General features: G+C 70.9%; 21 protein-coding genes and 1 tRNA gene. 7 read left to right on the top strand and 15 right to left on the bottom strand.

The window, feature by feature from the left end:
• Positions 1-72: 72 nt before the first annotated feature.
• The 3 genes from ACFFXY_RS04920 to ACFFXY_RS04910 are packed head-to-tail and all read right to left on the bottom strand — an operon-like array spanning position 73 to position 2,914.
• Positions 73-963 carry an aldo/keto reductase gene (locus ACFFXY_RS04920; RefSeq protein ID WP_382346450.1) on the bottom strand — a complete coding sequence of 297 codons (891 nt, stop codon included), beginning with the start codon at positions 961-963 and terminating at the stop codon, positions 73-75.
• 46 nt (positions 964-1,009) lie between these two features.
• Complete coding sequence (locus ACFFXY_RS04915) at positions 1,010-1,786, bottom strand: helix-turn-helix domain-containing protein (RefSeq protein ID WP_382346447.1); 777 nt, start codon at positions 1,784-1,786, stop codon at positions 1,010-1,012.
• Between the two features lie 45 nt (positions 1,787-1,831).
• Entirely contained in the window at positions 1,832-2,914 is a 1,083-nt protein-coding gene (locus ACFFXY_RS04910; RefSeq protein WP_382346445.1) for a hypothetical protein, read from the bottom strand.
• Between the two features lie 128 nt (positions 2,915-3,042).
• Here ACFFXY_RS04910 and ACFFXY_RS04905 point away from each other — a divergent pair, with 128 nt between their 5' ends.
• Positions 3,043-4,095, top strand: a complete 1,053-nt coding sequence (locus tag ACFFXY_RS04905) for a sensor histidine kinase (RefSeq protein WP_382346442.1) — start codon at positions 3,043-3,045, stop codon at positions 4,093-4,095.
• Positions 4,092-4,745: a response regulator gene (locus tag ACFFXY_RS04900; protein WP_382346440.1), complete on the top strand. Its 654-nt coding sequence runs from the start codon at positions 4,092-4,094 to the stop codon at positions 4,743-4,745. Before ACFFXY_RS04905 ends, ACFFXY_RS04900 begins: the two co-directional genes overlap by 4 nt.
• 96 nt (positions 4,746-4,841) lie before the next feature.
• Here the strand turns inward: ACFFXY_RS04900 and ACFFXY_RS04895 are convergent, their stop codons facing one another.
• The 5 genes from ACFFXY_RS04895 to ACFFXY_RS04875 all read right to left on the bottom strand — a co-directional run bounded on the left by ACFFXY_RS04895 (position 4,842) and on the right by ACFFXY_RS04875 (position 8,900).
• The gene (locus tag ACFFXY_RS04895; RefSeq protein WP_382346437.1) at positions 4,842-5,483 is read right to left on the bottom strand and encodes a response regulator; all 642 of its coding nucleotides are present in this window, start codon (positions 5,481-5,483) and stop codon (positions 4,842-4,844) included.
• On the bottom strand, positions 5,480-6,721 hold the full coding sequence (locus ACFFXY_RS04890) for a sensor histidine kinase (RefSeq protein WP_382346434.1): 1,242 nt from the start codon (positions 6,719-6,721) through the stop codon (positions 5,480-5,482). The genes ACFFXY_RS04895 and ACFFXY_RS04890 overlap by 4 nt, the downstream gene beginning before the upstream one ends.
• A 4-nt stretch (positions 6,722-6,725) precedes the next feature.
• A complete protein-coding gene (locus ACFFXY_RS04885) occupies positions 6,726-7,430 on the bottom strand; it encodes an ABC transporter permease (protein ID WP_382346431.1) in 705 nt (234 codons plus the stop codon).
• 33 nt (positions 7,431-7,463) lie between these two features.
• A complete protein-coding gene (locus ACFFXY_RS04880; RefSeq protein WP_382346428.1) occupies positions 7,464-8,378 on the bottom strand; it encodes an ABC transporter ATP-binding protein in 915 nt (304 codons plus the stop codon).
• 448 nt (positions 8,379-8,826) lie between these two features.
• Positions 8,827-8,900: transfer RNA gene (locus ACFFXY_RS04875), tRNA-Phe, on the bottom strand.
• 271 nt (positions 8,901-9,171) lie between these two features.
• Here ACFFXY_RS04875 and ACFFXY_RS04870 point away from each other — a divergent pair.
• The gene (locus ACFFXY_RS04870) at positions 9,172-10,419 is read left to right on the top strand and encodes a glycoside hydrolase family 27 protein (protein WP_382346426.1); all 1,248 of its coding nucleotides are present in this window, start codon (positions 9,172-9,174) and stop codon (positions 10,417-10,419) included.
• Here the strand turns inward: ACFFXY_RS04870 and ACFFXY_RS04865 are convergent.
• Positions 10,416-10,805 carry a VOC family protein gene (locus tag ACFFXY_RS04865; RefSeq protein WP_382346423.1) on the bottom strand — a complete coding sequence of 130 codons (390 nt, stop codon included), beginning with the start codon at positions 10,803-10,805 and terminating at the stop codon, positions 10,416-10,418. The two genes, ACFFXY_RS04870 and ACFFXY_RS04865, sit on opposite strands and share 4 nt — an antisense overlap.
• Positions 10,806-10,895: 90 nt before the next feature.
• Between ACFFXY_RS04865 and ACFFXY_RS04860 the strand changes: the two genes are divergently transcribed.
• Complete coding sequence (locus tag ACFFXY_RS04860; protein ID WP_382346421.1) at positions 10,896-11,648, top strand: TetR/AcrR family transcriptional regulator C-terminal domain-containing protein; 753 nt, start codon at positions 10,896-10,898, stop codon at positions 11,646-11,648.
• A 45-nt stretch (positions 11,649-11,693) separates the two neighbouring features.
• On the opposite strand, the gene ACFFXY_RS04855 is transcribed toward ACFFXY_RS04860, so the two are convergent.
• On the bottom strand, positions 11,694-13,553 hold the full coding sequence (locus ACFFXY_RS04855; protein ID WP_382346419.1) for a YhgE/Pip family protein: 1,860 nt from the start codon (positions 13,551-13,553) through the stop codon (positions 11,694-11,696).
• A complete protein-coding gene (locus ACFFXY_RS04850) occupies positions 13,553-14,488 on the bottom strand; it encodes a hypothetical protein (RefSeq protein WP_382346417.1) in 936 nt (311 codons plus the stop codon). The genes ACFFXY_RS04855 and ACFFXY_RS04850 overlap by 1 nt, the downstream gene beginning before the upstream one ends.
• A 150-nt stretch (positions 14,489-14,638) precedes the next feature.
• Here ACFFXY_RS04850 and ACFFXY_RS04845 point away from each other — a divergent pair, with 150 nt between their 5' ends.
• Positions 14,639-16,717 carry a S9 family peptidase gene (locus tag ACFFXY_RS04845; RefSeq protein WP_382346414.1) on the top strand — a complete coding sequence of 693 codons (2,079 nt, stop codon included), beginning with the start codon at positions 14,639-14,641 and terminating at the stop codon, positions 16,715-16,717.
• Positions 16,718-16,777: 60 nt separating this feature from the next.
• Here the strand turns inward: ACFFXY_RS04845 and ACFFXY_RS04840 are convergent, their stop codons facing one another.
• A complete protein-coding gene (locus ACFFXY_RS04840) occupies positions 16,778-16,981 on the bottom strand; it encodes a hypothetical protein (protein WP_382346411.1) in 204 nt (67 codons plus the stop codon).
• Between the two features lie 184 nt (positions 16,982-17,165).
• Here ACFFXY_RS04840 and fbaA point away from each other — a divergent pair, with 184 nt between their 5' ends.
• Positions 17,166-18,188, top strand: coding sequence for a class II fructose-bisphosphate aldolase (fbaA, locus tag ACFFXY_RS04835; protein WP_382346408.1), 1,023 nt, complete (start codon positions 17,166-17,168; stop codon positions 18,186-18,188).
• 106 nt (positions 18,189-18,294) lie between these two features.
• On the opposite strand, the gene ACFFXY_RS04830 is transcribed toward fbaA, so the two are convergent.
• The 3 genes from ACFFXY_RS04830 to ACFFXY_RS04820 form a co-directional block, all read right to left on the bottom strand.
• Positions 18,295-20,433 carry a peroxidase family protein gene (locus ACFFXY_RS04830; RefSeq protein ID WP_382346405.1) on the bottom strand — a complete coding sequence of 713 codons (2,139 nt, stop codon included), beginning with the start codon at positions 20,431-20,433 and terminating at the stop codon, positions 18,295-18,297.
• 365 nt (positions 20,434-20,798) lie between these two features.
• Positions 20,799-22,346 (bottom strand): glycoside hydrolase family 13 protein, encoded by a 1,548-nt coding sequence (locus tag ACFFXY_RS04825; protein ID WP_382346404.1) that lies wholly within the window; start codon positions 22,344-22,346, stop codon positions 20,799-20,801.
• 15 nt (positions 22,347-22,361) lie between these two features.
• The gene (locus ACFFXY_RS04820; protein WP_382346401.1) at positions 22,362-23,363 is read right to left on the bottom strand and encodes a LacI family DNA-binding transcriptional regulator; all 1,002 of its coding nucleotides are present in this window, start codon (positions 23,361-23,363) and stop codon (positions 22,362-22,364) included.
• A gap of 154 nt (positions 23,364-23,517) precedes the next feature.
• On the opposite strand from ACFFXY_RS04820, the gene ACFFXY_RS04815 reads away from it, so the two are divergent.
• On the top strand, positions 23,518-24,750 hold the full coding sequence (locus tag ACFFXY_RS04815) for a sugar ABC transporter substrate-binding protein (protein WP_382346399.1): 1,233 nt from the start codon (positions 23,518-23,520) through the stop codon (positions 24,748-24,750).
• Positions 24,751-24,769 lie beyond the last annotated feature (19 nt).

The raw sequence follows: 24,769 nt of genomic DNA, 5'->3' as shown, positions 1-24,769 counted from the left end.
CTTCGACGCGGACGTCCCCGGGGCCGTACATGAACGTGGCCTTCATCGGTGGTTCCTTTCAGGCGATGCGGGTCAGGCTTCGGGGATGTCGCGGCCGAAGGCTTCGAGGGTCACGGCCTCGGGTTCGGGGCCGCCACGCACGCCCGTGTCGAGGGCGTCGATCGCCGCGGTCTGGTCGGCGGTGAGCGCGAAGTCGAAGACGTCGAAGTTCTCCGCAATGCGGTGCGCCTTGACGGACTTCGGGATCGCCGAGCGTCCGGCCTGGAGGTGCCAGCGCAGCATGACCTGCGCCGGGGTCTTGCCGTGGGCCGCGGCGATCGCGGTGATCGTCGGGTCCTCGAAGACCGAGCCGGTGCCGGTGTCCCGATAGGCGGTGATGCCGCCGATCGGCGACCACGCCTGGGTGAGGATGCCGCGGTCGGCGTCGGCGGCCTGGACGTCGGGCTGCGTGAAGTAGGGGTGGACCTCGACCTGGTTGACGGCCGGGACGACGCCCGCATGCTCCATGAGCCGCGCGAGGTGGACGGGCATGAAGTTGGAGACGCCGATCGACCGGGCCTTCCCGTCTTCGAGGAGCGTCTCCAGGGCCCGGTAGGCCTCGACGGTCTTGTCGAACGCGGTCGGCAAGGCCTGGTGGAGGATGAACAGGTCGAGGGTGTCGACGCCGAGTTTGGCGGCGGACTTGTCGAAGGCGTGAAGGGTCTGGTCGTAGCCGAAGTCGGAGATCCAGACCTTCGTCTCGATGAACACCTCGCCTCGGTCGAGCCCCGACGCGCGGATCGCCTGGCCCACTTCGCGTTCGTTGCCGTAGGCGGCCGCGGTGTCGATGAGCCGGTAGCCGACGCGGAGGGCTTCGGCGACCGCGTCCCGGGTCTGGTCGGGCGGGGTCTGGAAGACCCCGAATCCCAGCAGGGGCATCCGCAGGCCGTTGTTCAGCGTCGCGTGGAACTCGTGTTCGCTCATGGCACCGACGCTAAATGCATTCGGGGCCCCAGGGGAGGGACTGGTGTTACTCCCCTGGGCCCCGCGTCCCTCGGGAGCGATCGGCGCTTACAGCAGTGTCATCCGCCCCCGCCGAGGCCGCGAGACTGCCGAGGAGGGCGAGGCGCTCGGCGCTGGGGGTGCCGGGCGCGGCGGTGTAGGCAGTCAGGCGCAGTTCGGGGCTGGCGGGCAGGTCCATCGCCTCGTAGTCCAGTTCCAAGTCGCCGACCTCGGGATGGCGGAGTCGCTTGACGCCGGCGCGGTGGAAGCGCACGTCGTGGGCGGCCCACCGGACCCGGAACTCGTCACTCCTGGTCACGAGCTCGCCGATGTAGTCGGTGACGGTCCTGTCGTGCGGGTGCTGACCCGCGATCGACCGCAGCGACGCGACGTTCTGGTCGGCGATGAGCGGCCAGTCGGGCCAGAAGACTTGGGCAGCGGGGTCGAGGAACAGGAACCGGCTCGTGTTGCCGCGCCCGGCGGGGCTGTCGAACACCGGCTTGTCGCGGCGCCTGCGGGCACCGGGCCCGGCGGCGTGGGCGAGATCGTGGAGGTAGGCGGTCTCGGCCTCGTCCAGTTGCAGGGCCCTCGCGAGCGCGTCGAGGACCTCCGGGGAGACCCCGCGCAGGTCGCCGCGCTCCATGCGCACGTGGTAGTCCACGCTCACCCCCGCCAGGAACGCGACCTCCTCGCGCCGCAGACCGGGCACCCGGCGGCGGCCCGACCCGAACACCCCCGCCCGGGTGGGGCTGACGCGGTCCCGCCGCGACTTGAGGAACGCGGCGGCGTCCTGGTTCCTGTCCATGCCTCCACCGTACGGCCGCAGGCGCGCGGCAGGGAGGCACTGGCATTACCGGGATGCCGCTTCGCCGCGACCGCAGGTGCCGCAGGTGCCGCAGGTGCCGCGCCTGCGTTCGCGGTAGGCCATCGCGGCGGCGAACAGGGCTGCGCCCCAGATGATCCAGAGGGTCTCGGGCAGTTCGAGGGGCCAGGTCTCGGCGGTGACGCCGCCCCGGCTGACGACCAGGCGGATGTACATGAACCCGGCCGACGTCACGAGGACCGCGACGAACGTCGCGGGGACGACGGCGAGCATCGGCGGGACCCGCCTGCCGCGCAGGCCGACCATCCAGCGCGGGAACACCTCGCCCCAGCGCTGCATGAGGCCGAGCGTCAGGATCGCGCCGAGTCCGCCGAGGGTCGCCAGGCCCGCCCCGGCCAGCCACAGGCCCTCCTCCTTGCCCTCCTGGTAGAACACCGGGTCGATGCCGAGGCTGAAGCCGAGCGCCCAGGCCCAGCGGGTCAGGCAGTAGACGAGCGGGACGGCGAAGGCCGTCCACACGGCGGGCCGCGCGATCCGCTGGAGCAGCGTCGAACCCGGGCGCGGCCCGCGGCCGCAGTCGAGGCAGTCGCCCGCGGCGGCCCGCCGGTAGGCGGTCGCGGCCAGGGCCCAGCCGATGCCGACGACCAGGATCATGAGCAGGTTCAGGCGCGGCAGCCGGTACAGGTCCCCCCAGTCCGCGCCCTCGGGCCAGCCGAAGAACGGCTTGCCGACGAGCATGATCGGCGTGTAGGCGACGACGATGAGCGTGCGGAAGTCCTGGACGGCCACGGTCATGCCGAACGCCGTCGTCCACGCGAACGCGGGCAGCGCCCACCGGGCCGGGCCCCGGGTGAAGCCGCGGGCCATGAGGACCGCGGCGACCGCCCCCGCGAGTCCGAGCGCCGCGATGACGGGCCCGGCGGCCTCGGGCGTGGCCTCGCCGAGCAGGGAGACCTTGAGGGCGAAGTCCGGTTCCATCATCAGTTCGGCGTCGCCCGTGCCGAAGGGGAAGCCCGCGCCGCCCAGCGCCCAGAACAGGCCGAGCGCGCCGTAGAGGAGCGACCAGGCGGCGGTCGCGTACCCGATCCATTGGTGCCATTGCGTTCTCATGCCCCAATCCTCGGGCGCCACCTGCGGTTCCGTCAGATGCCGAACGGCACGGCCCCGCCGCTCGGGACGGCCGCAATATGCCGTTCGGCATATCGGCGGCCCCGCCGACCACAGGTAGTGTTGCGGCCGTGACCAACCGGCGCCCCCTCCTCACCCCTGCCGTCCTGGCCCGCTGCCGGGCCCTCCTGTTCCCGTCGGCGATCGGGGCGGGGGCGCTCTCGGTGCTCCTCACCTTCCTGCCGCTCTGGGCCGGGACGCGGGACGGCGGGTCGGCCCTGTGGGTGCTGGCCGAACCGGCGGCGCTGACGGTGCTGATGTACACGGCCGCAAGGTGGTCGCCGCCGCGCGCCGCGGTCTGGTCGGTGGCGTGGCTCTGCACGGCGTTGGCGCTCATGATGTTCCGGCTGTTCGAGGGGTCTGTGTGGGAGACGCTCGCGGCCGGGGCGTCCTGGTGCGTACCGGGACTCGCGCTGGTCGTGCTGGCGGCGTACCAGCGCGGGCAGGAGCGGCGGCGCTTCGACGCGGTCGCGGCGGCCCGCCGGGAGCAGCGGTTGGAGCTCGCCCACGACCTGCACGACTTCGCGGCCCACGACATCAGCGAGGTGGTCGCCCAGGCCCAGGCGGGCCGGATGGTGCTCGCCGTCGGCGACGACCGGGTGGCCGCGCTCCTGGAGCGCATCGAGAAGGCCGGGCTGCGGGCCCTCGACTCGATGGACCGGACGGTGCGGCTGCTGCGCGCCTCGGACTCGGCGGCACTGGCGCCGGTCGGCGGGGCCGCCGACATCGCCGCACTCGTGCTGCGCTTCAACCGGGTCGGCTCCCCGGTGGCCGTGCTCGACGAGCGGCTGTCGCGGCCGGTCGGGCGCGAGGCCGGGGCGGTGGCCTACCGGCTCGTGTCGGAGGCCCTGACGAACGTCCGGCGGCACGCCGTCGGCGCCGAGAACGTCTATGTCGGACTCGACGACGGCGGCGGCCTCCTCGCGGTCGCGGTCGCCGACGACGGCCGGAGGCGGTCCCGCGGCGGCCGGCGGACCTCGTCGGGACTGGGCCTGCCGGGCCTCGCCGCCCGGGTCGAAGCGCTGGGCGGGGAGTTCGCGGCGGGTCCGCGCGAGGGCGGCGGCTGGCGGGTGGAGGCCCGCATCCCTTCGCGCCGCCTCCACACCGAAGGAGTGACGACGTGACGATCCGAGTGCTCATCGCCGACGACCAGCCGGGGGTCCGGGACGCCTTCCGGATGGTGATCGACGCCCAGCCGGACATGCGCGTGGTCGCCGACGCCGCCGACGGCAGGAGCGCCCTCGACCAGGCCCTGCACCTGCGGCCCGACGTGGTGCTCGCCGACATCCGTATGCCGGGCCTCGACGGCCTGGAGCTGACCAGGCGGCTCGCCGGGCCCGAGGCGGCTGATCCGCTGCGCGTCATCGTGGTCACCACGTTCGACCTGGACGAGTACGTGTACGCGGCGCTGCGCTCGGGCGCGTGTGGATTCATCCTCAAGCGCTCGGCGCCGACGCTGCTGGTGGAGGCGATCAGGGCGGCGATGGCAGGGGACGCCCTCATCAGCCCGCAGGTCACCGTCAGGCTGCTGCACCGGCTGCTGCCCGCGAGCGCCGCCGGGCCGACCGGGGACGCCTTGAGCGAGCGGGAGCTCGAAGTGGTTCGGCTGGTGGCGCGGGGGCTGACCAACGCCGAGATCGCCGAGCGCCTGTTCATCAGCGCGGGGACCGTGAAGAACCACGTCGCGGCCGTCCAGCGGAGGCTCAAGACCGCCAACCGGGTCGGCATCGCCGCCTGGGCCTGGTCGAACGGCCAGATGCCGTCGCTGCCCTGACCCCTCCTTCCGCCACCACCGTCGATCGGAGCCGGGCAAGAGGAAACCCCGGTGCTGCTGCCTGACCTCGCAGAGGATTCGGATCCTCTCGTGAGGTCAGCGCTGTTCGAGGTCGAGGAGGCCGCGCCGGAAACCGGTGGCGACGGCGGCCGCTCGGTCGTTGACGCCGAGTTTCGCGTAGAGGCGGAGCAGGTGGGTCTTGACGGTGGCTTCGCTGAGGAAGAGCTGTTTGGCGGCTTCCTTGTTGGAGGCGCCGTCGGCGATGAGTTTCAGGATTTCGAGTTCTCTGTCGCTCAGCTGTTCCCGGGGGGCGCGGAGTTGGCTCATCATGCGGTTCGCGACGGCAGGGGAGAGGACTGCTTCGCCGCGTGCGGCGGCGCGGACGGCGCGCAGCAGCTCGTCGCGGCCGGTGTCTTTGAGGAGGTAGCCGGTGGCCCCGGCTTCGATGGCGGGACGGACGTCCTGGTCGGTGTCGTAGGTCGTGATCACCAGGACGCGGGCGGCAGCGCCCTTGCGGGCGAGTTCGCGGATGGCCTCGACTCCGCCCATGACCGGCATGCGCAGGTCCATGAGGATGACGTCCGGGTGCAGGGCTTGGGCCATGGCCACCGCTTCGGCGCCGTTGGCGGCCTCGGCGATGACTTCGCAGTGGGGCTCGGTGGCGAACATGCCTCGGAAGCCGTCGCGGACGATCGGGTGGTCGTCGGCGATGAGGATTCGGATCGGTGTCTCGGTCATACCGACTCCATTGCTGACTTGGCGACCCGATCGCGCGCGACCACAGGCAGCGTCGCTGAGACGGCGGTGCCTTCGCCCGGGGCCGATTCCACTGCGAGCGTGCCGCCGAGGCGTTCGACTCGGCGCCGCATGGCGGTCAGGCCGAAACCCCCTGCCTCGGCAAGGCGTGCGGGGTCGAAGCCGCGGCCGTCGTCGAGCACGTCCAGGGCCACGACGTCGTCCATGTACGACAAGGTCACGCCGATGCGTGCGGCGTCGGCGTACTTGGCCGCGTTGGCGAGGGACTCCTGAGCGACGCGCAGGAGGGTGCCTTCGACTTCGGGGTGCATGTCAGCAACGGTACCGGTGACGGTCAGCGCCGCTGGGACGTTGCGCAGCTCGGTCCACTGGTCGGTCACCGCTTTGAGCGCTTCGGGCAGCGAAGCGGATTCGAGTTGGGTGGGTACGACGGTGTGGACGGTTCGGCGGGCTTCGGCGAGACCCTCGCGGGCCAATCGCAGCGCCTTGTCCATGCGGGAGCGGGAGTCGGCGTCGTCTCCGGCGGCCTGGAGTTGCGCGATGATCCCGGCGAGGTGCTGCGCGAGTGTGTCGTGGATTTCGGCGGCGATGCGCTGGCGCTCGTCCAGGATGCCGGCCTCACGGGCCTGGACGAGGAGTTGAGCGTGGAGTCCGGCGTTCTCAGCCAGGGCTGCCTCCAGCCGCTCCACGGTCCGCTTGCGTTCAGCGCTGCGTTCGGTCGTGACGTCGCCGACGAAGCTGAACAGGGCGACCAGGGCGGTGATCGCGGCGGTGAAGAGCACTGCAACGGCAGCTTCGGCGGCATCGCCCGGAACGCCCAGGTAGATGCCGACGCTCGCTGCGGCGTTGGCCGTGACGCCCGCGAACTTCCACGGTCCCTTCAAAAGCCACCACGAGTGGAGGTAACCGGTGAAGCCGAAGAATGTCGCGAACCACACCGCCTGCGCACCGAGCAATGCGATGCAGGCGACCAGCCCGGCGATGTAAACGCCCTGCCAGAGCGGTTCGCGGGCCCGGGACGGCTTGGCGGAGGGGAAGAACCGCATCCATGCCACCGCGGCCGCTGACACTCCGAGCACCGCGAGCCGCTCTCCCCATGACGCGTCTTCGGTGAGCCAGTACAGGCCGAGCGAGACCGCCAGCAGCGCATATGGTGCGAGGCGCAACTGCGACTGGAGTAGCCGCTCCCAGCGGTCGAGCCGCCCCGCATCGCTTGACATCGCTTTACTCCCATCGGAAGCAGCGCGCCGCGATCGCGCTGATGACCAGTGTGTACACGGCCAGCAGTATCAGCGGCAGGGGGTCCGGGATCTGGCCCGCCCACGCCTGTTCCAAGGCCGCCCGGAACGCCCCGAGCGGGGTGTACTCGCCGAGCCGGGCCAGGCTAGCAGGCATCTGGTGCACCGGCTGGATGAGTCCGGCGAGGTAGGCCAGGGGGAAGTACAGCAGTACCCCGATCCCGTTGGCGGCCCGTCCGTTCGGGGCCAGCGCGGCGATGAGCAGCCCGATCGCGAACATCGCTGCCGTGCCCAGCGCGAGCACCAGAGCCGCGACACCGAATCGAGAGGGCAGCGCCAGGCCGAGCAGTCGGTCGGCGACCGTCAGCTGGAGTGCGGTCGAGGCCGCGAGCAGCACCAGTTGCAGCAGCAGCTGGACGGCGAGAAGGTTCCCCGGTTTGACCGGGGTGGTGGCCAGGCGTTTGAGGACACCCCTCTCGCGGTAGCCGGCGAGGGTCGTCGGCAGCAGGTAGAGCCCGATGAGGGCGACGGCGATGGCGGTGCCCATCGGCAGGAGGATGGTGTCGGTCCCGTCGGCGGAGGCCCCGAAGACGACGAGGAAGAACAGCGGGATGAGGACGCTGACGAGGGAGCCGGGTTCGCGCAGGAGCAGTTTGGTCTCGACGGTGGTGAGCTTGGCGAGGGCGTTCACGGTGCGGATCGCTTTCTTGTCGTGGGGTGGGGTCTAGTGGTCGAACGGGCGGCCGGTGAGGGCGATGAAGGCGTCTTCGAGGGAGCGGCTGTCGATGCGGAGGTCGGCGACGAGCACGTGGTGGCGGGCGAGCTGCGCCGTGACGGCAGTGGCGAAGTCGCCGGTGCCGGTCACGATGACGCGATCGCCGTCGCGGCGGACGTCGGTGACACCGGGGACGGCCGCTACGAGGTCGATCGGGTCATCGGTGCCGCCCGGGAGCGTGAACCGCAGCTGCTGCGGCCCTGCCGCACTGCCGACGAGGCCGGCCGGAGTGTCGAGGGCGACGACGGTGCCGCGGTCGATGACGGCGACCCTGTCGCACAGCTCCTCGACCTCGTCCATGTAGTGGCTGACCAGGATCGTGGTGACACCGCTCGCCTTGATGCGCTTGACGTGCTCCCATGTGTCGCGCCGGGCCTGGGGGTCGAGGCCGGTCGTGAGCTCGTCCAGGAAGGCGACCTTCGGGTCGCCGACGAGGGCGAGGGCGATGAACAGCCGCTGCTTCTGACCGCCCGAGAGCTTGCCGAAGCGGGTGTTGCGCTGCCTGGCCAGACCCCATTCGTCCAAGAGGGAACGCCAGTCGCGGGGCTCGGGGTAGAAGGAGGCGTACAGGTCGAGAGCTTCCCAGACCTTGAGGTTGTCGGGCAGCTGCGTCTGCTGGAGCTGGACGCCGATGTGCGGCCTGAGCGCGGCGGCGTCCCTGTGCGGATCGAGACCGAGCACGGAGATGCGGCCGGAGTCGGGGCGGCGCAGACCTTCGATGGACTCGACGGTGGTCGTCTTCCCAGCGCCGTTGGGACCGAGGATGCCGAACACCTCGCCCTCCTCGACGGCGAAGGTGACCCCGTCGAGCACGGACCGCCCGTCGTAGGACTTCTTGAGGTCGTCGACTTCGATGATTGCCATGCCTCAAGCCTCGTCGAGGATCGGCGCGGCAGGATCAACCCGCGGGCTCCGTTCAACGCATCGATCTGACGACCTTGAAAGAACCGATCGGTTGATGCGGGCATACGGCGAGTCCAGGTCACCGGCACCCAGCGCGCTCATCAAGGAGCTGTTCCCCCAGCAAAAATGGAATCGGCCGCTGAGTGGCTCGAATGGGCCCGAGCCATGCCGCCGAGATCGATCCGCTTCAGATCCTGATGCTTCAACAGGCCAAGAGATCATTCTTCAGGAGGTGACCTACTCCCATTTGAAATGACCGTATTGCAAGATTTGCACTATTTGACTGAAATGCTGGGATCGCTATAGGCCCGTAGATCGGCCGTTTCCGGCCGGACTCGCCGGTCGGAGCCGGGCAAGAGGAAACCCCGCCTTCCAGTGTTCGTGCTGGGAGACGGGGTGACGCTCTCGGTGGCCAGGGCCGGGGTCGAACCGGCGACCTTCCGCTTTTCAGGCGGACGCTCGTACCAACTGAGCTACCTGGCCAGGAAACACGCGCTGCGCGTTGCCGTGAACACTGTACAACATCGGCGGTCGGGGGGCCGAGGAGGTATTGCGGGGAACGTGACGTCCGCCCCGATGGGGGGCGGGGGCGGGGGCACCCGATCGGGTGCGATGCGGCGGGGCCGCGCGGGGGCAAGGCGGGTGAAGTGCTGATCAACCAAGTCAAAGCGGCGCAAGCATTTTCGGTGCGACGGTGGAACCCGTCGGCGGTCGCGGGTAGCGTACAGGGCACCCTACCCCCGAGGAGGTTTCCGTGACCCGACTCGCTGCCGTCCCGCCGATGGGCTGGAATTCGTGGGACGTGTTCGGGACCTCGGTCACCGAGGCCGAGACGCGCGCGAACGCCGAGTTCATCGCCGAGCACATGGCCGAGCACGGCTGGGAGTACGTCGTCGTCGACATCCAGTGGTACGACCCGGCCGCCCGCGCGGGCGGGTACAACTCCGGGACGAAGCTGGTGCTGGACGAGTACGGCCTCCCGCAGCCCGCGCCGAACCGGTTCCCCTCGGCCGCGGGCGGGGCCGGGTTCAAGCCGCTCGCCGATTACGTGCACTCCCTGGGCCTGAAGTTCGGCGTCCACATCCTCCGGGGCGTCCCGCGCCGGGCCGTCGCGGCCGACACCCCCATCAAGGGCAGCGAGTACTCCGCGGCGCACATCCCCGACCGGGAGCGGATCTCCTCCTGGATCGACGACAACTGGGGCATCGACCACTCCCATCCCGGCGGCCAGGCGTACTACGACTCCCTCGCGCGCCAGTTCGCGGACTGGGGCGTGGACTACGTGAAGGCCGACGACATGATCGCCCCCTACTGGGAGGACGAGGTCGAGGCGTTCTGGCACGCGATCGACCGCGCCGACCGCGACATCCTCCTCAGCCTGTCCCCCGGGATGAACCTCTCCACCGACCACGCCGAGCACCTCAAGGCCCACTCCCACCTGTGGCGCATCTCCGCGGACCTGTGGGACCGGTGGCGGGACGTCAACGCCCAGTTCGACCTCCTGCGCGAGTGGGCCCCGCACGCCGGGCCCGGCCACTGGCCCGACGCCGACATGCTCCCCTTGGGCCGCATGGGCGTCCGCGCCGAAGTGGGCGAGCCCCGCGAGAGCCTGCTCACCCCGGACGAGCAGCGGACGATGCTCACGCTGTGGTGCATCGCCCGCTCCCCGCTCATGGTCGGTGCCGACCTGCCGAACTCCAGCGCTGAAACGATCGAACTGCTCACCAACCCCGAGGTCCTCGCGGCGCAGCGCCACCCGGCCGGGGCGCGCGAGGTCTGGCGGGAGGGCAGGCTCGTGGCCTGGGCCTCCGAGGACGGCGCGTTCGCCGCCCTCTTCAACCGCGGCACCGAGCCCGCCGAGATCCAGGTCCCGTGGGACGTCCTCGGGACGGCGCGGCCCGGAAGCGTCCGCGACTGCTGGAGCCGCGCGGACCTGGCCGTCGGCGACGAGCTGCGGGTCAAGTTGCAGCCGCACGGCTCGGCGCTGCTCCGGCTCTCCTAAGCTCCCGGCTCGGTCATCCACTGGACGAGCTGGACGACGACGCCGTTGGGGTCGGCGGTCTGGAAGTAGCGCTCGCCCCACTCCTCGGTCTCGATCGGGGTGGTGATCGCGACGCCTTCGGCCTGGACGCGCTCGTACTCGGCGTCGATGTCCTCGACGACGAAGGCGAGGAGGAGGCCGTCGGCGTGGCCCTTCGCGCTCTCGGGCTTGAAGGTGGCGAGGCCGGTCTTCAGGAAGATGACGTTGAACCCGGCGTCGGGGCGCGAGAGCGAGACGAAGCCGTCGGCGGCCATGTCCTCGGTGAATCCGTAGTGGCGCTTGAGGAAGTCGGCGGAGGCGGTCGGGTCGGCGACGTTGAGCGAGACGGCGGACGAGGTGATTCGCATGGGCGCTCCTTGGCGGTGATTTTCTCCGTACGTTGTATATTGTACTTAGTACGTCGTACGGCGTACAACTTTTCCGGCTAGGATTTCCGCGTGAGTGCCGCCACTGAGACGCCGAAGCCGAACCTGCTCGAACTGCTGTGGAGGGCCGGGCCCGAAGGGAGCCGCGGGCCCCGGAAGGGGCTGACGGTCGACGCGGTCGTGGCCGCCGCGATCGACATCGCGGACCGCGAGGGGCTGGAAGCGGTGACCGTGCGGCGGCTGGCGCAGGAGTTGGGGAAGGCGCCGATGACGCTGTACACCTACGTGCCGGGGAAACCCGAGCTCGTCGCCCTGATGGTGGACTTCCTGTTCGCGTCCATGAAAAGAGGCGAGGTCACGGGCCTGCCCTGGCGGGCGCGGCTGAGCGTCGTGGCCCAGGACAGCTACCTGCTGTACCGGGCGCACCCGTGGGCGGCCGCGGCCTCCCCGAGCCGCCCGCCGCTCGGGCCCGGGCAGTGCGCCAAGTACGAGCACGAGCTGCGGGCCCTGGAAGGCCTGGGGCTCAGCGACGTTGAGATGGACGACGTCCTCGCGCACCTGCTGGGGTTCGTGCGCATCGCCGCGCAGGACGCGGCCCAAGCGGACGCCGAGCGCGCCGCCAGCGCCATGAGCGACCAGGAGTGGTGGGAGGTCAACGGGGCCCTGCTCGCGAAGGTCCTCGACCCCGAGCGCTTCCCCACGGCGGTGCGGGTCGGGCGGGCCGCCGGGGAGGCCCACGACTCGGCCTACGACGCCGAGCACGCGTTCCGCTTCGGGCTGGAGCGGACCCTCGACGGCCTGGCGCCGCTCGTGGAGCAGAGATGAGGCGGGGGCCCGGTCCGGAGGCGGCTCCGGTCCGGGCCCGCGCGTTCAGACTTGCAGCGGCTCGTTGAGGCTGTCGGGCTTCCAGCGCCGCCTGGCGGCAACCACCAGCGACGAGAGCGCGAGCGCGCCGACGAGGTAGACCGCCAGGATCACCAGGGCCCTGACGACGTGGGCCGTCTCGCCTCCGCTGATGGTCACCCGGAGCGCGTCGACCACGTAGCTCATCGGCAGCAGCGGGTGGAGCGCCTGGAAGAACTTCGGCGTCGTCTCCACCGGGTACAGGCCGCCCGCGCTGGTCAGCTGGAGCATGAGCAGGACGACGAGCAGCAGGCTTCCGGCGGTGCCGAAGGCGAGCTTGAACAGGTGCGCCATCGCCGTGAAGGTGAGGATCACCAGGATCGACAGGCCGACCGTGTCGAGCGCGTCCTTCGGGTTCAGGCCGAGGCCCAGCTCCACCGCTAGGTAGAGGACGACGGCCGACAGGACGCCGAGGAACGCGCCGGGCAGCCAGCCGCCGATCGCGATCGGGACGGAGCGCAGCGGTCCGGCGAGGGCCCGCTGGTTGACCGTGGACAGGACGAGGTAGGCCATGAGGCCGAAGACCCATAGGGCGATCGCGATGAAGAACGGGGCGAGGCCGCGCCCGTAGGTGTCGGCCGGGTTGAGGTTCTTCTCGCTGATGGCGACGGGGCTGCCGTAGGCCTCGGCGTTGTCGGCGTCGTCGGCCGGGTTGGTGCTGGGCACGGAGTCGGCGGCCGTGGCGAGTTTGGAGGCGAGCGTGGTGGCGCCGTCCTGGAGGTCGGTGAGGCCGTCGGCGAGGTCGCCCGCGCCGGATTCGGCGGTGGCGGCGGCCGTGGCGACCTGGGAGGCGCCGTCGGCGACGTCGCTCGCACCGGTCTGGAGGGTGGTGAGGTCCTCGGACGCCTGGTCGAGGGTGTCGGTGGAGGTGGACTGGATGCGGTCGTTGGCGTCCTGGATGTCGGAGTTGGCGGTGTCGGCGTCGGAGATGAAGCCCTGGAGCTGCGCGCAGGCGTCGGCGTCCGCGTCGGCGTTGTCGGTGCAGAGGGTCGCGTAGACGGTGTCGAGGTCGGTGTCGGCGCGGTCGGCGAGGTCGGCGGCGCTGGAGGCGCCGGTCTGGATGTCGGACCAGTTGTCGGCGAGGGTCTGGACGACGGGCTGGGCGACGTCCACGGCCTGGTCGACGCCGTCGGACACCTGGGACGCGCCGTCGGCGACCTGCTGTGCGCCGGTGGTGAGCTCGCCGAGGCCGGATTCGAGGTCGCTCGCGCCGGTCTGGGCGGTGCTGGCGCCGTCGGCGAGTTCGCTCGCGCCGCTTGAGGCCTCGGTGAGGCCGTCGTGGAGCTGGGTGAGGTCGCCGAAGATGGTGGTGGCGAACGTGACGTAGACGGCGGTGTTGATCTGGTTGCGCAGTTCGGCCTCGACGGTGGAGGCCATGATGCCCGCGACGTAGCCGTTGGCGTCGTTGAGGTCGAACTCGACGGTGGCCTGCTCGGGGTCGTCGCCGGAGAGGCTGGCGAGGTGGGCGGAGAAGTCCTCGGGGACGGTGATGACCATGTAGTAGTCGCCGTCTTCGAGCCCTCGGGCCGCTTCGGAGGCGGAGGTGAACCGCCAGTCGAAGATGCGGTCCTCCTTGAGCTGGTCGACGAGCTGGTCGCCGCCGTTGATCTGCTGGGTCTCGCCGTCGACGTCCACTGAGGCGCCGGTGTCCTCGTTGACGACGGCCACGGGCATCTGGTCGAGCTTGCCGTAGGGGTTCCAGGCGAACCACAGGTAGAGGCCGCCGTAGACGAGCGGGATGAGGACGATCGCGACGAGCGCGAGGGTGCGGATCGGGTGGCCGCGGAAGCGCCGCAGTTCGGCGGCGGCGAGTGTGAAGGGGCTCATCATTGGTGGCCTCCGTTGCGCTCGTGGTGGCCGCGTTCTCGGTGGTCGCGGCGGCGGGTGTGCCGGGCGTGGTCTTGGCCGCGGAGGTCGACTACGGTGTCGGCGGGCGGGTCGGTGCGGGTGCAGGCGGCGATGACGAGCTGGCCGGCGTCGGCGACGGTGCGCAGGGCCTCGAAGACGCGTTCGCCGCCGCAGTGGTCGAGGCCGGTGTCGGCGTCGTCGACGAGGATCGCGGGGGTGCGGGCGGCGGCGGCGCAGGCGACGGCGAAGCGGATCTGGTCGATGCGGGGCAGGAACCCGAAGGTGTCGCCGGTGTCGACGCCGACGGCGAGGCGGTCGAGCCAGGCGTGGATGTTCGCGGGCGTGGCGGCGCCGCCGGAGACCGCGGTCGTCTCCTTGATGCAGGAGGCGACGGTGTGGTACTGCGCGAAGCGGATCGGGGGTCCGGCCTGGGCGACGGTGAAGCGGCGGCGGATCTGCGCGGGGCGGGTCTGGCCGTCGACGGCGAGGGTGCCGCCGGAGGTGCGGAAGCGCCCGGCGAGGGCGAGGAGGAGCGACGAGCGGCCGTCGCCGCCGTCGCCGCAGACGGCGACGACCTGGCCGAGGCGGGCGCTGACGTGGACGTCGGTGAAGATCGCGCCCTGGCGGCCGGAGGCGGTGAGGCCGCGGGCGTCGAGGAAGGGGTCGCCGTTCGGATGTTCGAGGAGCGCGGTCCGGTCGATGACCGCAGTCGCGTCGAAGGCGGGGACGGCGGCGGGCGGCGGGGCCACGGCGGCGCCTTCGCGCGGGAGTTCGGGCGGCTCCGGGGCGGCGTCGCCTACGGGGATCGACTCCGTTGGGGCCGTTTCATTCTCGGGTCCGGTGGGCCCGTTCCCGCCGGATTCACTGGCGGACGTTCCGGGCACGGGCCCCTCGTCGTCGCTCCTGTCGCTCATGGGCACTATCCTCACAGGCCGGTGCGCCCTGGTTCGGGCGTTTTCACGGGATTCCAACCACGCGGATATTACTCATGAGTAACTTATGATCGAGTGGAGGGAGGCGCGCTGTGACCGGCACGTCCCGCGCCGGGCCCTTATTGTTAAGGCATGTCGGAAACGCAACCCGCGAAACCCGCGGCGCCCCGCCGCGCGCACCCGCGAACCCACCACGGCGACACCGTCGACGACCCGTACGCCTGGCTGAAGGACCCCGAGGACCCCGAGACGCTCGACTACCTGCGGGCCGAGAACGCCTACGCCGAATCGCGGACGGGGCACCTCGCCGCGCTCCGCAAGGCGATCTTCGGCGAGATCAAGGGCCGCACCCAGGAGACCGACCTCTCCGTCCCCGTCCGCAAGCGGGGCTGGTGGTACTACGGGCGCACCGAGGAGGGGAAGCAGTACGGCATCCAGTGCCGCGTCAAGGCCGCCGGGGACACGCCGCCCCAGGTGGAGGCCGGGGTCGCGGTCGAGGGCGAGGAGATCCTCGTCGACGGCAACGAGCTCGCCGAGGGCCACGACTTCTTCTCCCTGGGCACCTGCGACGTCTCCCCCGACGGGAACCTGCTGGCCTACGCCGTGAACTACTCCGGGGACGAGCGGTTCACCCTGCGGTTCAGGGACCTGCGCACCGGGGACGACTTCCCCGACGACATCCCGAACGTGTTCTACGGCGGCTCCTGGTCCCTCGACGGCTCGGTGTTCTTCTACACCAAGGTGGACGACGCCTGGCGCCCCCACCAGGTGTGGCGGCACGTCCTCGGCGAGCACGAGGACAAGGACGTCCTGGTCCACCAGGAGGACGACGAGCGGTTCTGGACCGGCATCGACCTCACCCGCTCCGAGCGGTACCTGTTCATCGTGTCCGGCTCCAAGATCACCACCGAGGTCCGCTACCTCGACGCCGCCGACCCCACCGGCGAGTTCACGGTGTTCGGGAACGGCCGGGAGCAGGGCGTCGAGGTCTCCGTGGACCACCAGGGCGACCGGTTCTGGGTGCTGCACAACCGCGACGCCGAGAACTTCACGCTCGGCTGGACCCCCGTGGACGACACCACGCAGTTCCACGAGGTCATCGCCCACGACGAGGCGGTGCGGCTGGAGTCGGCCGACGCGTTCAGCGACCACGTCGTGGTCTCGATGCGCCGCGCGGGGCTGTCGCAGGTCGGCATCCTCGACGAGTCCGGGGCCCTGACCGAGATCGCGTTCGACGAGCCGATCTACTCCGTGGGCCTGGGCGAGAACCCCGACTACGAGTCGCGGCAGATCCGCCTCGGGTACACCTCGCTCGTGACGCCGTCCTCGGTGTACGACTACGACATCGACACCGCCGAGCTGCACCTGCGCAAGCGCACCCCCGTGCTCGGGGACTTCGACCCGGCCGACTACGTGCAGTACCGCGAGTGGGCGACCGCCCAGGACGGCACGAAGGTCCCGATCTCGATCGTCGCGAAGGCCGGGGTCACCGCCGACGGGACCGCCCCGTGCCTGCTGTACGGGTACGGCTCCTACGAGCACTCCATCGACCCGTACTTCTCGATCGCGCGCCTGAGCCTGCTCGACCGCGGCGTCGTCTTCGCCATCGCGCACGTGCGCGGCGGCGGCGAGATGGGCCGGCAGTGGTACGAGCAGGGCAAGCTCCTGCAGAAGAAGCACACGTTCACCGACTTCGTGGACTGCGCCGAGCACCTCGTGTCCGTCGGCTGGGCCGCCCCCGACCGGATCGTCGCCCGCGGCGGGTCCGCCGGGGGGCTGCTCATGGGCGCGGTCGCGAACCTCGCCCCCGAGCGGTTCACCGGCATCCTCGCCGACGTCCCGTTCGTGGACGCGCTCAACACGATCCTCGACCCGACGATGCCGCTCACCGTCATCGAGTGGGAGGAGTGGGGCAACCCGCTCGAATCGCCCGAGGTGTACGCGTACATGAAGTCGTACTCCCCGTACGAGAACGTCACCGGGGTCACCTACCCGGCGATCCTCGCGGTGACCAGCCTCAACGACACCCGCGTGGGCTTCCACGAGCCCGCCAAGTGGATCGCGAAGCTGCGCCGCGAGAGCCCCGACTCGGACGTGCTCCTCAAGACCGAGATGGAGGCCGGGCACGGCGGCCGGTCCGGGCGCTACGACGCCTGGGAGGAAGAGGCGTTCAACCTCGCATGGATCCTCGACCGGCTGGGTACCGCGTAGGGACCGGAATGCACAGGGGCCCGGGTCCGCAGCGCGCTGCGGACCCGGGCCCTCTTCCGTTCACTGGTCGGGGGACTCGTCGTCCTCGCCGAACTGGATGATGACGAGCTGGTCGGCGGCGTCCGCCGGGTCGGCCTCGTCCGGCGGCTCCGGGTCCGTCACGGGCGCTTCGGGATCGTCGTCACCGGGCGGCTCGGCGGAGTTCGCGAGGTCGAACTCCGACAGCTCGTCGTTCTCTTCGGCCCATTCCTGGTGATAATTCATAAACCAACCGTAGTGCCGAGGGCCGCGTCCGGCCAGTGAACCACCAGGTAGCCTGGGACGTGCCTTCACATGTTCGTGGGCGATACTTCACCTCGACGCAACAGTTCGAGGCCATCAGACAGCGGCGTCTGGGTCTGGCCCCCGGTCGGGGAGCAATCATCGACTTGTAAAAGGAGCAGGCAGCATGCCTATCGCAACACCCGAGGAATACAACGAGATGCTCGACCGGGCGAAGGCCGGCTCCTTCGCCTATCCCGCGATCAACGTGACCTCGACCCAGACCCTCAACGCCGCGCTCGCCGCGTTCGCCGAGGCCGAGTCCGACGGCATCGTCCAGGTCTCCACCGGCGGCGCCGAGTACCTCTCCGGCCCCACGATCAAGGACAAGGTCACCGGCGCCGCCGCGCTCGCCGCCGCCGCGCACGAGATCGCCAAGAACTACCCGGTCAAGGTCGCCCTGCACACCGACCACTGCCCCAAGAACCACCTCGACGGCTTCGTCCGCCCCCTCCTCGCCATCTCCGAGGAGCGCGTGGCCCGCGGCGAGGAGCCCCTCTTCCAGTCGCACATGTGGGACGGCTCGGCCGTGCCGCTCGCCGAGAACCTGGAGATCGCCCAGGACCTCCTCGCGCGCACCTCCAAGGCGAAGGTCGTCCTCGAAGTCGAGATCGGCGTCGTCGGCGGCGAAGAGGACGGCGTCGAGGCCGAGATCAACGAGCAGCTGTACACCACCGTCGAGGACGCCCGCGCCACCGTCGCCGCCCTCGGCTCCGGCGAGAACGGCCGCTACATGACCGCGCTGACCTTCGGCAACGTCCACGGCGTGTACAAGCCCGGCAACGTGCACCTGCGCCCGGAGATCCTCAAGGAGATCCAGGACGAGATCGGCAAGGAGCTCGGCAAGGACAAGCCGTTCGACCTGGTCTTCCACGGCGGCTCCGGCTCCACCGCGCAGGAGATCTCCGACGCCGTCGACTTCGGCGTCATCAAGATGAACATCGACACTGACACGCAGTACGCGTTCACCCGCCCGATCGTCGACCACATCTTCAAGAACTACGACGGCGTGCTCAAGGTCGAGGGCGAGGTCGGCAACAAGAAGGCGTACGACCCGCGCGCCTACGGCAAGCTCGCCGAGGCCGGCATGGCCGCCCGCATCATCGAGGCCTGCCAGCAGCTCCGCTCCGCCGGAACCAAGATCAAGTAGCACCGCGCCGCAAGGCGAAGCGAGGGCCCGGCCGCGATGCGGCCGGGCCCTCGCGGGTGTCGGGCCCCGCGGTCCCGTCGGGCCGCGGGGCCTCCTGCTGCCCGGTTCAGCGCTCCGGTTCTCTGAAGCGGCGGCCCGGGCAGCGGTCCTGGGCGGTGGCGGCGGCCTGGCGGTGGTGGCAGCCGCGGGCGGGCGGGTCCTCGGCGTCGCGGGCGGCGGCGGGAAGGGGGGCGGTCTCGGCGGCGAAGAAGACGTTGTCCTGGAGGTCGCCCGCGCCGATGCCGGTGTTGCCGGTGATGAGCTCGGCGAGGGTGGCGACCGGTTCGACGTCGTAGCGGTCGGCGATGAAGTCGAGGGCCTCGTCACCGCGGTAGAAGAAGCGGTCGCCGTCGCGGAGCATCGTGAACTCCGCGGCCCACATCGCCTGCTGGAGCTCGCCGAACTCGGAGCCGGGGAGGTGCGGTTCGGCCATCATGCCGGTGATCGCGTCGAGGGAGTCGGTGTCGCCGTAGAGGGCCGCGAGGCGCGCGGCGAGCGTGGAGGCGCGCGTCGCGCTGACGGCGGCGCCGTCGCCGCGGGCCTCCTCCTCGGTGACGGGGTTCCCGTCGGCGTCGGCGAACGCGGTGAACGCCATGATCTCGGGCGAGTCGATCGTCAGGCCCTCGGGGAGCGCCTCGGTGTCCTCGCCGGTGATGTCGGTGAACGCGGCGGCCGGTTCCAGGCCGAACGCCTCGCGCAGCGCGTTGTACCCGGGCAGGCCGTGGTCGCGGGCGCGCACCAGGTCGAGCGCGGGCAGGTCGGTGACCATGGTGAAGCACTCGGAGGAGTCGAGGCAGTCGGTGGCGTCGCCGACCGGCACCTGGTTGAGGACCGAGCGGAGCTGGTTGTCGACCATCTCGTCGTTGTTGTACTCGGTCTGCACGGACATGCCGTGGACGAACGCCTCCAGGCCGACGTCGCGGAACAGGTCCGGGTTGAAGAACATGAGGCCCGCGGGGGCCTCGGCCTCCACGCCGTCCTCGCCCGCCTCGACCTCCAGGCCCGCGGCTTCGAAGGCCTCCAGCTCCTCGTCGGTGTAGTAGCCGTCGGCGACGTCGATGAGGAAGTCGCCGTGGATCATCGAGTGGGCCCGGAACGCGACCGTCGCGAACTCGTTCGAGACCTGCACGCGCGTGTCGGGGTCGTAGCCCTCGTAGTCGGGGAGCTCGACGCCGAGCGCGGGGAGGAACTCCTCGTAGGTGATGCGCTGGATCTCGGCGACGACGACGCGGCGGGCGATCGCGAACTTGGCCTCGTCGGTGAGGCGCCGCGGGAGTTCGGCGACGATGCGGTTGTGCTCGCGCGCGAACAGGGTCGAGAGGGCGAGCAGGGAAGGCGACTGGTTGGCGCGGACGTCGCCGGTGACCATCGCCGCCGCCGGGTCGGCCGTGAGGCGCCCGCTCGCGTCCATGTAGGGCGCGGCGGCCGCGTCGCCGCGCAGGTCGGCGGTGGGGAGGTAGCCGCCGTCGAGCATGAACGTGGCCGCGTTGTCCGCGAGGTCGCCGTTCACCTCGCCGTCGCGGAGCCATTCGAGCCGGTCCTCGGTGCCGCCGTAGACCTCGAACCCGCCGAGGTAGGACGGCAGGAGGTCCACCTGCTCGCGCGGGGAGTCGACGCCGGTGCCCTCGGCGGGCACGGACCGCAGGAACGGGAGCGTCTCGGCGTCGTTGGTGAACTCCTCCAAGGGGTCGGCGTTGTCGAAGGGGACGGTGACGGCCTCGGCGGCCGGGTCGTCGTGCGCCGAGGTCCGCCGGAGCGCGATGTTGTGGACGACGAACTGGCCCCAGGCCCAGTTCCACTGGGACAGGCCGCGTTCAGAGAAGAGGTTGACGTGGTCGTCGGCGAACACGCGGTTCGAGACGTACCGCGGGTCGGGGCCCTCCTGCATGGCGCCGACGCCGTCGGCGTAGGCGGCGGGGGCGAGGCGCTGGTACGGCTGCCCCGCCGCGCCCCAGTCGGGTTCGGCCTCGTTGTTGCCGGTGCCGTCGAGGGAGGCGATGTCGAAGGGGAGGGCCCGGGACAGCTCCACGGGCCGGGCGGGCCGGTTCCCGCGCCCGCCCGCCTCGGCCATCACGGCGAGGGCGGCGGCGAGGAGGAACACGAGCGCGAAGGCGGCGAGCTTGAGGACGGTGCCGCGTCTTCTGCTGCGGCGCAGGGGTCCGGGCCGCGGGGCGGCCCGTCGGGTGAGGAGGTCGGGTCGGGTCATGGCGGGTCTCCGTCGGGTCAGCGCAGCGGACCGCGGGCACGGGCGCCGGCTGCGCCCCGGCTCCGCCGGAGTCGGCTTGTGCGATGGAGAACCTGGGAGGCCGCGCCGGACGGCCTCGCATCGCGGGGTATGCGATTGAGGCCCCGAATCTAAACCCGGAGGTCGCGGGAGGGCAATACCGGTTCAGTCACCGCCCGACTGCACGCCCGAACGGGAGGTGCGGGGCGGTACGGGTGCGGCGCGGCGGCACTGGCGGGCGTCCGCATCGGACCGGGCGTGCGACATGGAAAGGGCCCGCAGCGCTTGCCGCGGGCCCTCACGCTCGGATCGTAGATCCTATATCCTATAGGATCTACGATCCCGTGCTACTTCTCGAACCAGACGGCCGCGCCGCCCGGCAGCTGTCCGTCGACGAGGTCGGCGCTCGCGAGGAGCACCTCGGTGCCGTACTGGGCGACCGGGACGGGGTCGGCGCCGAAGTTGACGACCGCGACCAGGGCGCCGTTGTCGAACGCGAACGCGTCCTCGCCCGGGTCGGCCAGCCAGGTCAGGCCGGTGGCCTTGTGGGCCTTGCGGATCGCGATGGCGGCGCGGTAGAACTCCAGGGTGGAGCCCTCAGTGCCGTCCTCGGCCTCGGCCGAGAGCGCGCCCCACTCGGCGGGCTGCGGGAGCCAGGAGCCGTTCGCGCCGAAGCCGAACGAGGAGCCCTCGCGGGTCCACGGGAGGGGGACGCGGCAGCCGTCGCGGCCGATCTGCGCGCCGCCGGTGCGGAAGAACGTCGGGTCCTCGCGGACCTCCGCGGGCAGGTCGAGGACCTCGTTCAGGCCCAGCTCCTCGCCCTGGTAGACGTATACGACGCCCGGGAGCGAGAGCAGGAGCTGCGTCGCGGCCTTCGCGCGGGCGAGGCCTTGGGCGCCGCCGCCGTAGCGGGTGACGTGGCGCTGCACGTCGTGGTTGGAGAGCACCCACGTGCAGGGCGCGCCGACCCCGGCGTTGTTCGCGATCTCGGAGTCGATGGCCTTGCGGAAGTCCGCGGCGCTGAACGGCGCGAGCACCAGGTCGAAGTTGAACGCCTGGTGGAGCTCGTCGGGCCGCAGGTACAGGGAGCGGCGCTCGGCCGAGTCGGTCCACGCCTCGGCGACGAAGATCCGGTCCCCCTCGTACTCCTCGATGATGGGCCGCCACGTGCGGTAGATGTCGTGGACGCCGTCCTGGTCGAAGAAGGGCGCCTGCGTGGTGCCGATCATCTCGATCGTGCCGTCGCCGCCGGTGTCGGGCAGGCCCTCGGCCTTGACCATGCCGTGGGCGACGTCGATGCGGAAGCCGTCCACGCCCCGGTCGAGCCAGAACCGCAGCACCGACTGGAACTCCGCGTGGACCTCCGGGTTGTCCCAGTTCAGGTCCGGCTGCGAGGCGTCGAACAGGTGCAGGTACCACTGCTTGCCGTCATCGGTCTTCGTCCACGCCGGGCCGCCGAAGATCGACTGCCAGTTGTTCGGCGGCACCTCGGGGTCGGTGACGTCGCGGAAGTGGTAGCGCTCTCGCTCCGGCGAGCCGGGTGCCGCAGCGAGCGCGGCCTGGAACCACTCGTGCTCCGAGGAGGTGTGGTTGGGGACGAGGTCCACGATGAGGCGGATGCCCGCGGCGTGCGCGTCGGCGAGCATCCGGTCGAAGTCGCCGAGGTCGCCGAAGCGCGGGTCGATCCGCCGGTAGTCGGAGACGTCGTAGCCCGCGTCCTTCTGCGGCGAGGCGTAGAACGGCGAGAGCCAGATGGCGTCGACGCCGAGCTCCGCGAGGTAGGGGATGCGGGAGCGGATGCCCTCCAGATCGCCCATGCCGTCGCCGTTCGCGTCGGCGAACGAGCGCGGGTACACCTGGTAGATGACCGCGTCGCGCCACCAGTGTTCACTCATCGGTGAGTTTCCCTTTCAGTCTTCTCGGGGTGCCGCACCGGTGGACCCGCGTACGACCAGTTCGGGCCGGAACAGGTATTCCGACGACGGGGTGGGCTGCCCGGCGATCTCGTCGAGCAGGGCCCGCGCGGCGGCGGTGGCGATGTCGCGCACCGGCTGCCGCACGGTCGTGAGCGGGGGGTTGGTGTGGGCGATGAGCGGCGAGTCGTCGTAGCCGACGACTGAAAAGTCTTGCGGGACGTTGAGGCCGCGCTCCTCGGCGGCGCGGATCGCGCCGAGGGCCATCATGTCCGAGCCGCAGACGACCGCGGTCGCGCCGCGGTCGATGAGGCGCGAGGCGGCGGCGTGGCCGCCCTGCTCGCCGAAGAGGGTCAGCTCGATGAGCTCGGGGCCGACGTGCTGCATGGCGGCGCGGTACCCGGAGATCTTGCGGCGCACCGGCCAGTACCGGTCCGGGCCCGAGACCAGGCCGATCCGCTGGTGGCCCAGGCCCGCGAGGTGCTCGACGGCGATGCGGGCCGCGACGGTGTCGTCGCAGGAGAACGAGGCGGCCTCGACGCCCTCGGGGTGGCCCGTGACGAAGGCCACCGGGAGGCGCTTGTCCTTGAGCTCTTGGTAGCGTTCGGTGCTCGCGGACGTGTCCGCGTGCAGTCCCGAGACGAAGATGATGCCGGCGACCGCCCGCTCGCGGAGCATCTCCACGAACTCGTCCTCGGAGACCCCGCCGGGGGTCTGGGTGCACAGCACCGGGGTGTACCCCGAGCCGGCCAGGACGTTGGAGATCGTCTGCGCGTAGAGCGGGAAGATCGGGTTCTCCAGTTCGGGCACGACCAGGCCGATCAGGCCGATAGCGTGCTTGCGGAGGGCCTGGGGGCGTTCATAGCCGAGCACGTCGAGGGCAGTGAGGACGGACTGTCGGGTCTGCTGACCGACGCCGGGCTTGTCGTTGAGCACCCGGGACACCGTTGCCTCACTGACCCCGGCCTGCCGGGCGATGTCAGAGAGTCGAAGCCGCATGATGACAGACTAGCCTATCTGAAAGATGGCAACAGTTTGGTTGCAAGGCTTTCCTCATTCTGAAACGTCTTGCTAATGTCGTAGGAAGTCGGGACGCGAGTCCCCGCACCAGCGGCCCCCGCCCCGGGGCCCCTCAATGAGGAGAAAAGAAGACATGCGCAGAAGGACCCTGGGTATCACCGCCGTCTCCGCCGCCGCTCTGGGCGCGGCCGCCGCCTGCGGCGACGACAGCGACAGCGGCTCCGACACCGGCACGGAGTTCTCCGGCGAGCTCGTCATCTGGGCCGACGAGACCCGCACACCCGTGCTCAAGGAGTTCGTCAAGGACTTCGAGACCACCGTCGGCGTGAAGGTCACCGTCGAAGAGCACGTCGAGACCCTCCGGCAGGACTTCCTCACCGCCGCCGAGCAGGGCCAGGGCCCCGACATCGTCGTGGGCGCCCACGACTGGGCCGGGCAGTACGCCGCCGCCGGCGCTGTCGCCCCCGTCACCCTCACCGCCGACCAGCAGGCGGCCCTCAACGAGACCGCCGTCAAGGCGTTCACCGTGGACGGCAACCTCTACGGCGTCGCGTACGCCCTGGAGAACCTCGGCCTCATCCGCAACACCGCGCTCGCCCCCGAGGCCCCCGCCACCTTCGAGGAGCTCGTCGCCGCCGGCCAGGCCGCGGGCACCGACGAGGTCCTCACCATGGAGGTCGGCGTCGACGGCAACGCCTACAGCGCCTACCCGCTGTTCTCCTCCATGGGCGGCTACCTGTTCAAGGACGACGGCGCGGGCAACCTCGACCCGACCGACGTCGGCGTGGACTCCCCCGGCGGCGTCGCCGCGTTCGAGAAGTTCGCCGAGCTCGGCGCCTCGGGCGTCCTCAAGACCACCTTCGACGCCTCCAACGTCATCCCGTTCTTCGTGGACCAGAAGACCGCGTTCATGATCTCCGGCCCCTGGGCCCTCACCGACGTCCAGGGCGCGGGCCTGGAGTACGAGGTCACCGCGATCCCCGGCTTCGAGGGCCAGAACCCGGCCTCGCCGTTCCTCGGCGTCCAGGGCTTCTACGTCGCCTCCGGCGCCAAGAACGCCGTGTTCGCGCAGGAGTTCGTCACCAACTACGTCCTCACCGAGGACCTCCAGCTCAAGCTCGCCGAGGCGGGCGGGCGCCTCCCGGCGCTCACCGCCGCCGCCGAGACCTACGCCGAGGGCAACGCCGACGCGCAGGGCTTCGCCGCCGCCGGGGAGAACGCCGTCCCGATGCCGAACATCCCCGCCATGGACTCCGTCTGGGAGCCCTTCGGCCGCGCCGAGGCCGACGCGATCGACGGCACCACGCCGGGCGCCGACGCGGCCGCGACCGCCGCGCAGACCATCCGCGACGCCGTCGGCGCGTAGCGGCCCCGGCCAGTCCACA

It is taken from the genome of Glycomyces mayteni (genome assembly GCF_042428885.1).
Lineage (GTDB): Bacteria > Actinomycetota > Actinomycetes > Mycobacteriales > Micromonosporaceae > Glycomyces > Glycomyces mayteni.
This window is presented reverse-complemented; position numbering and strand designations above follow the sequence as displayed.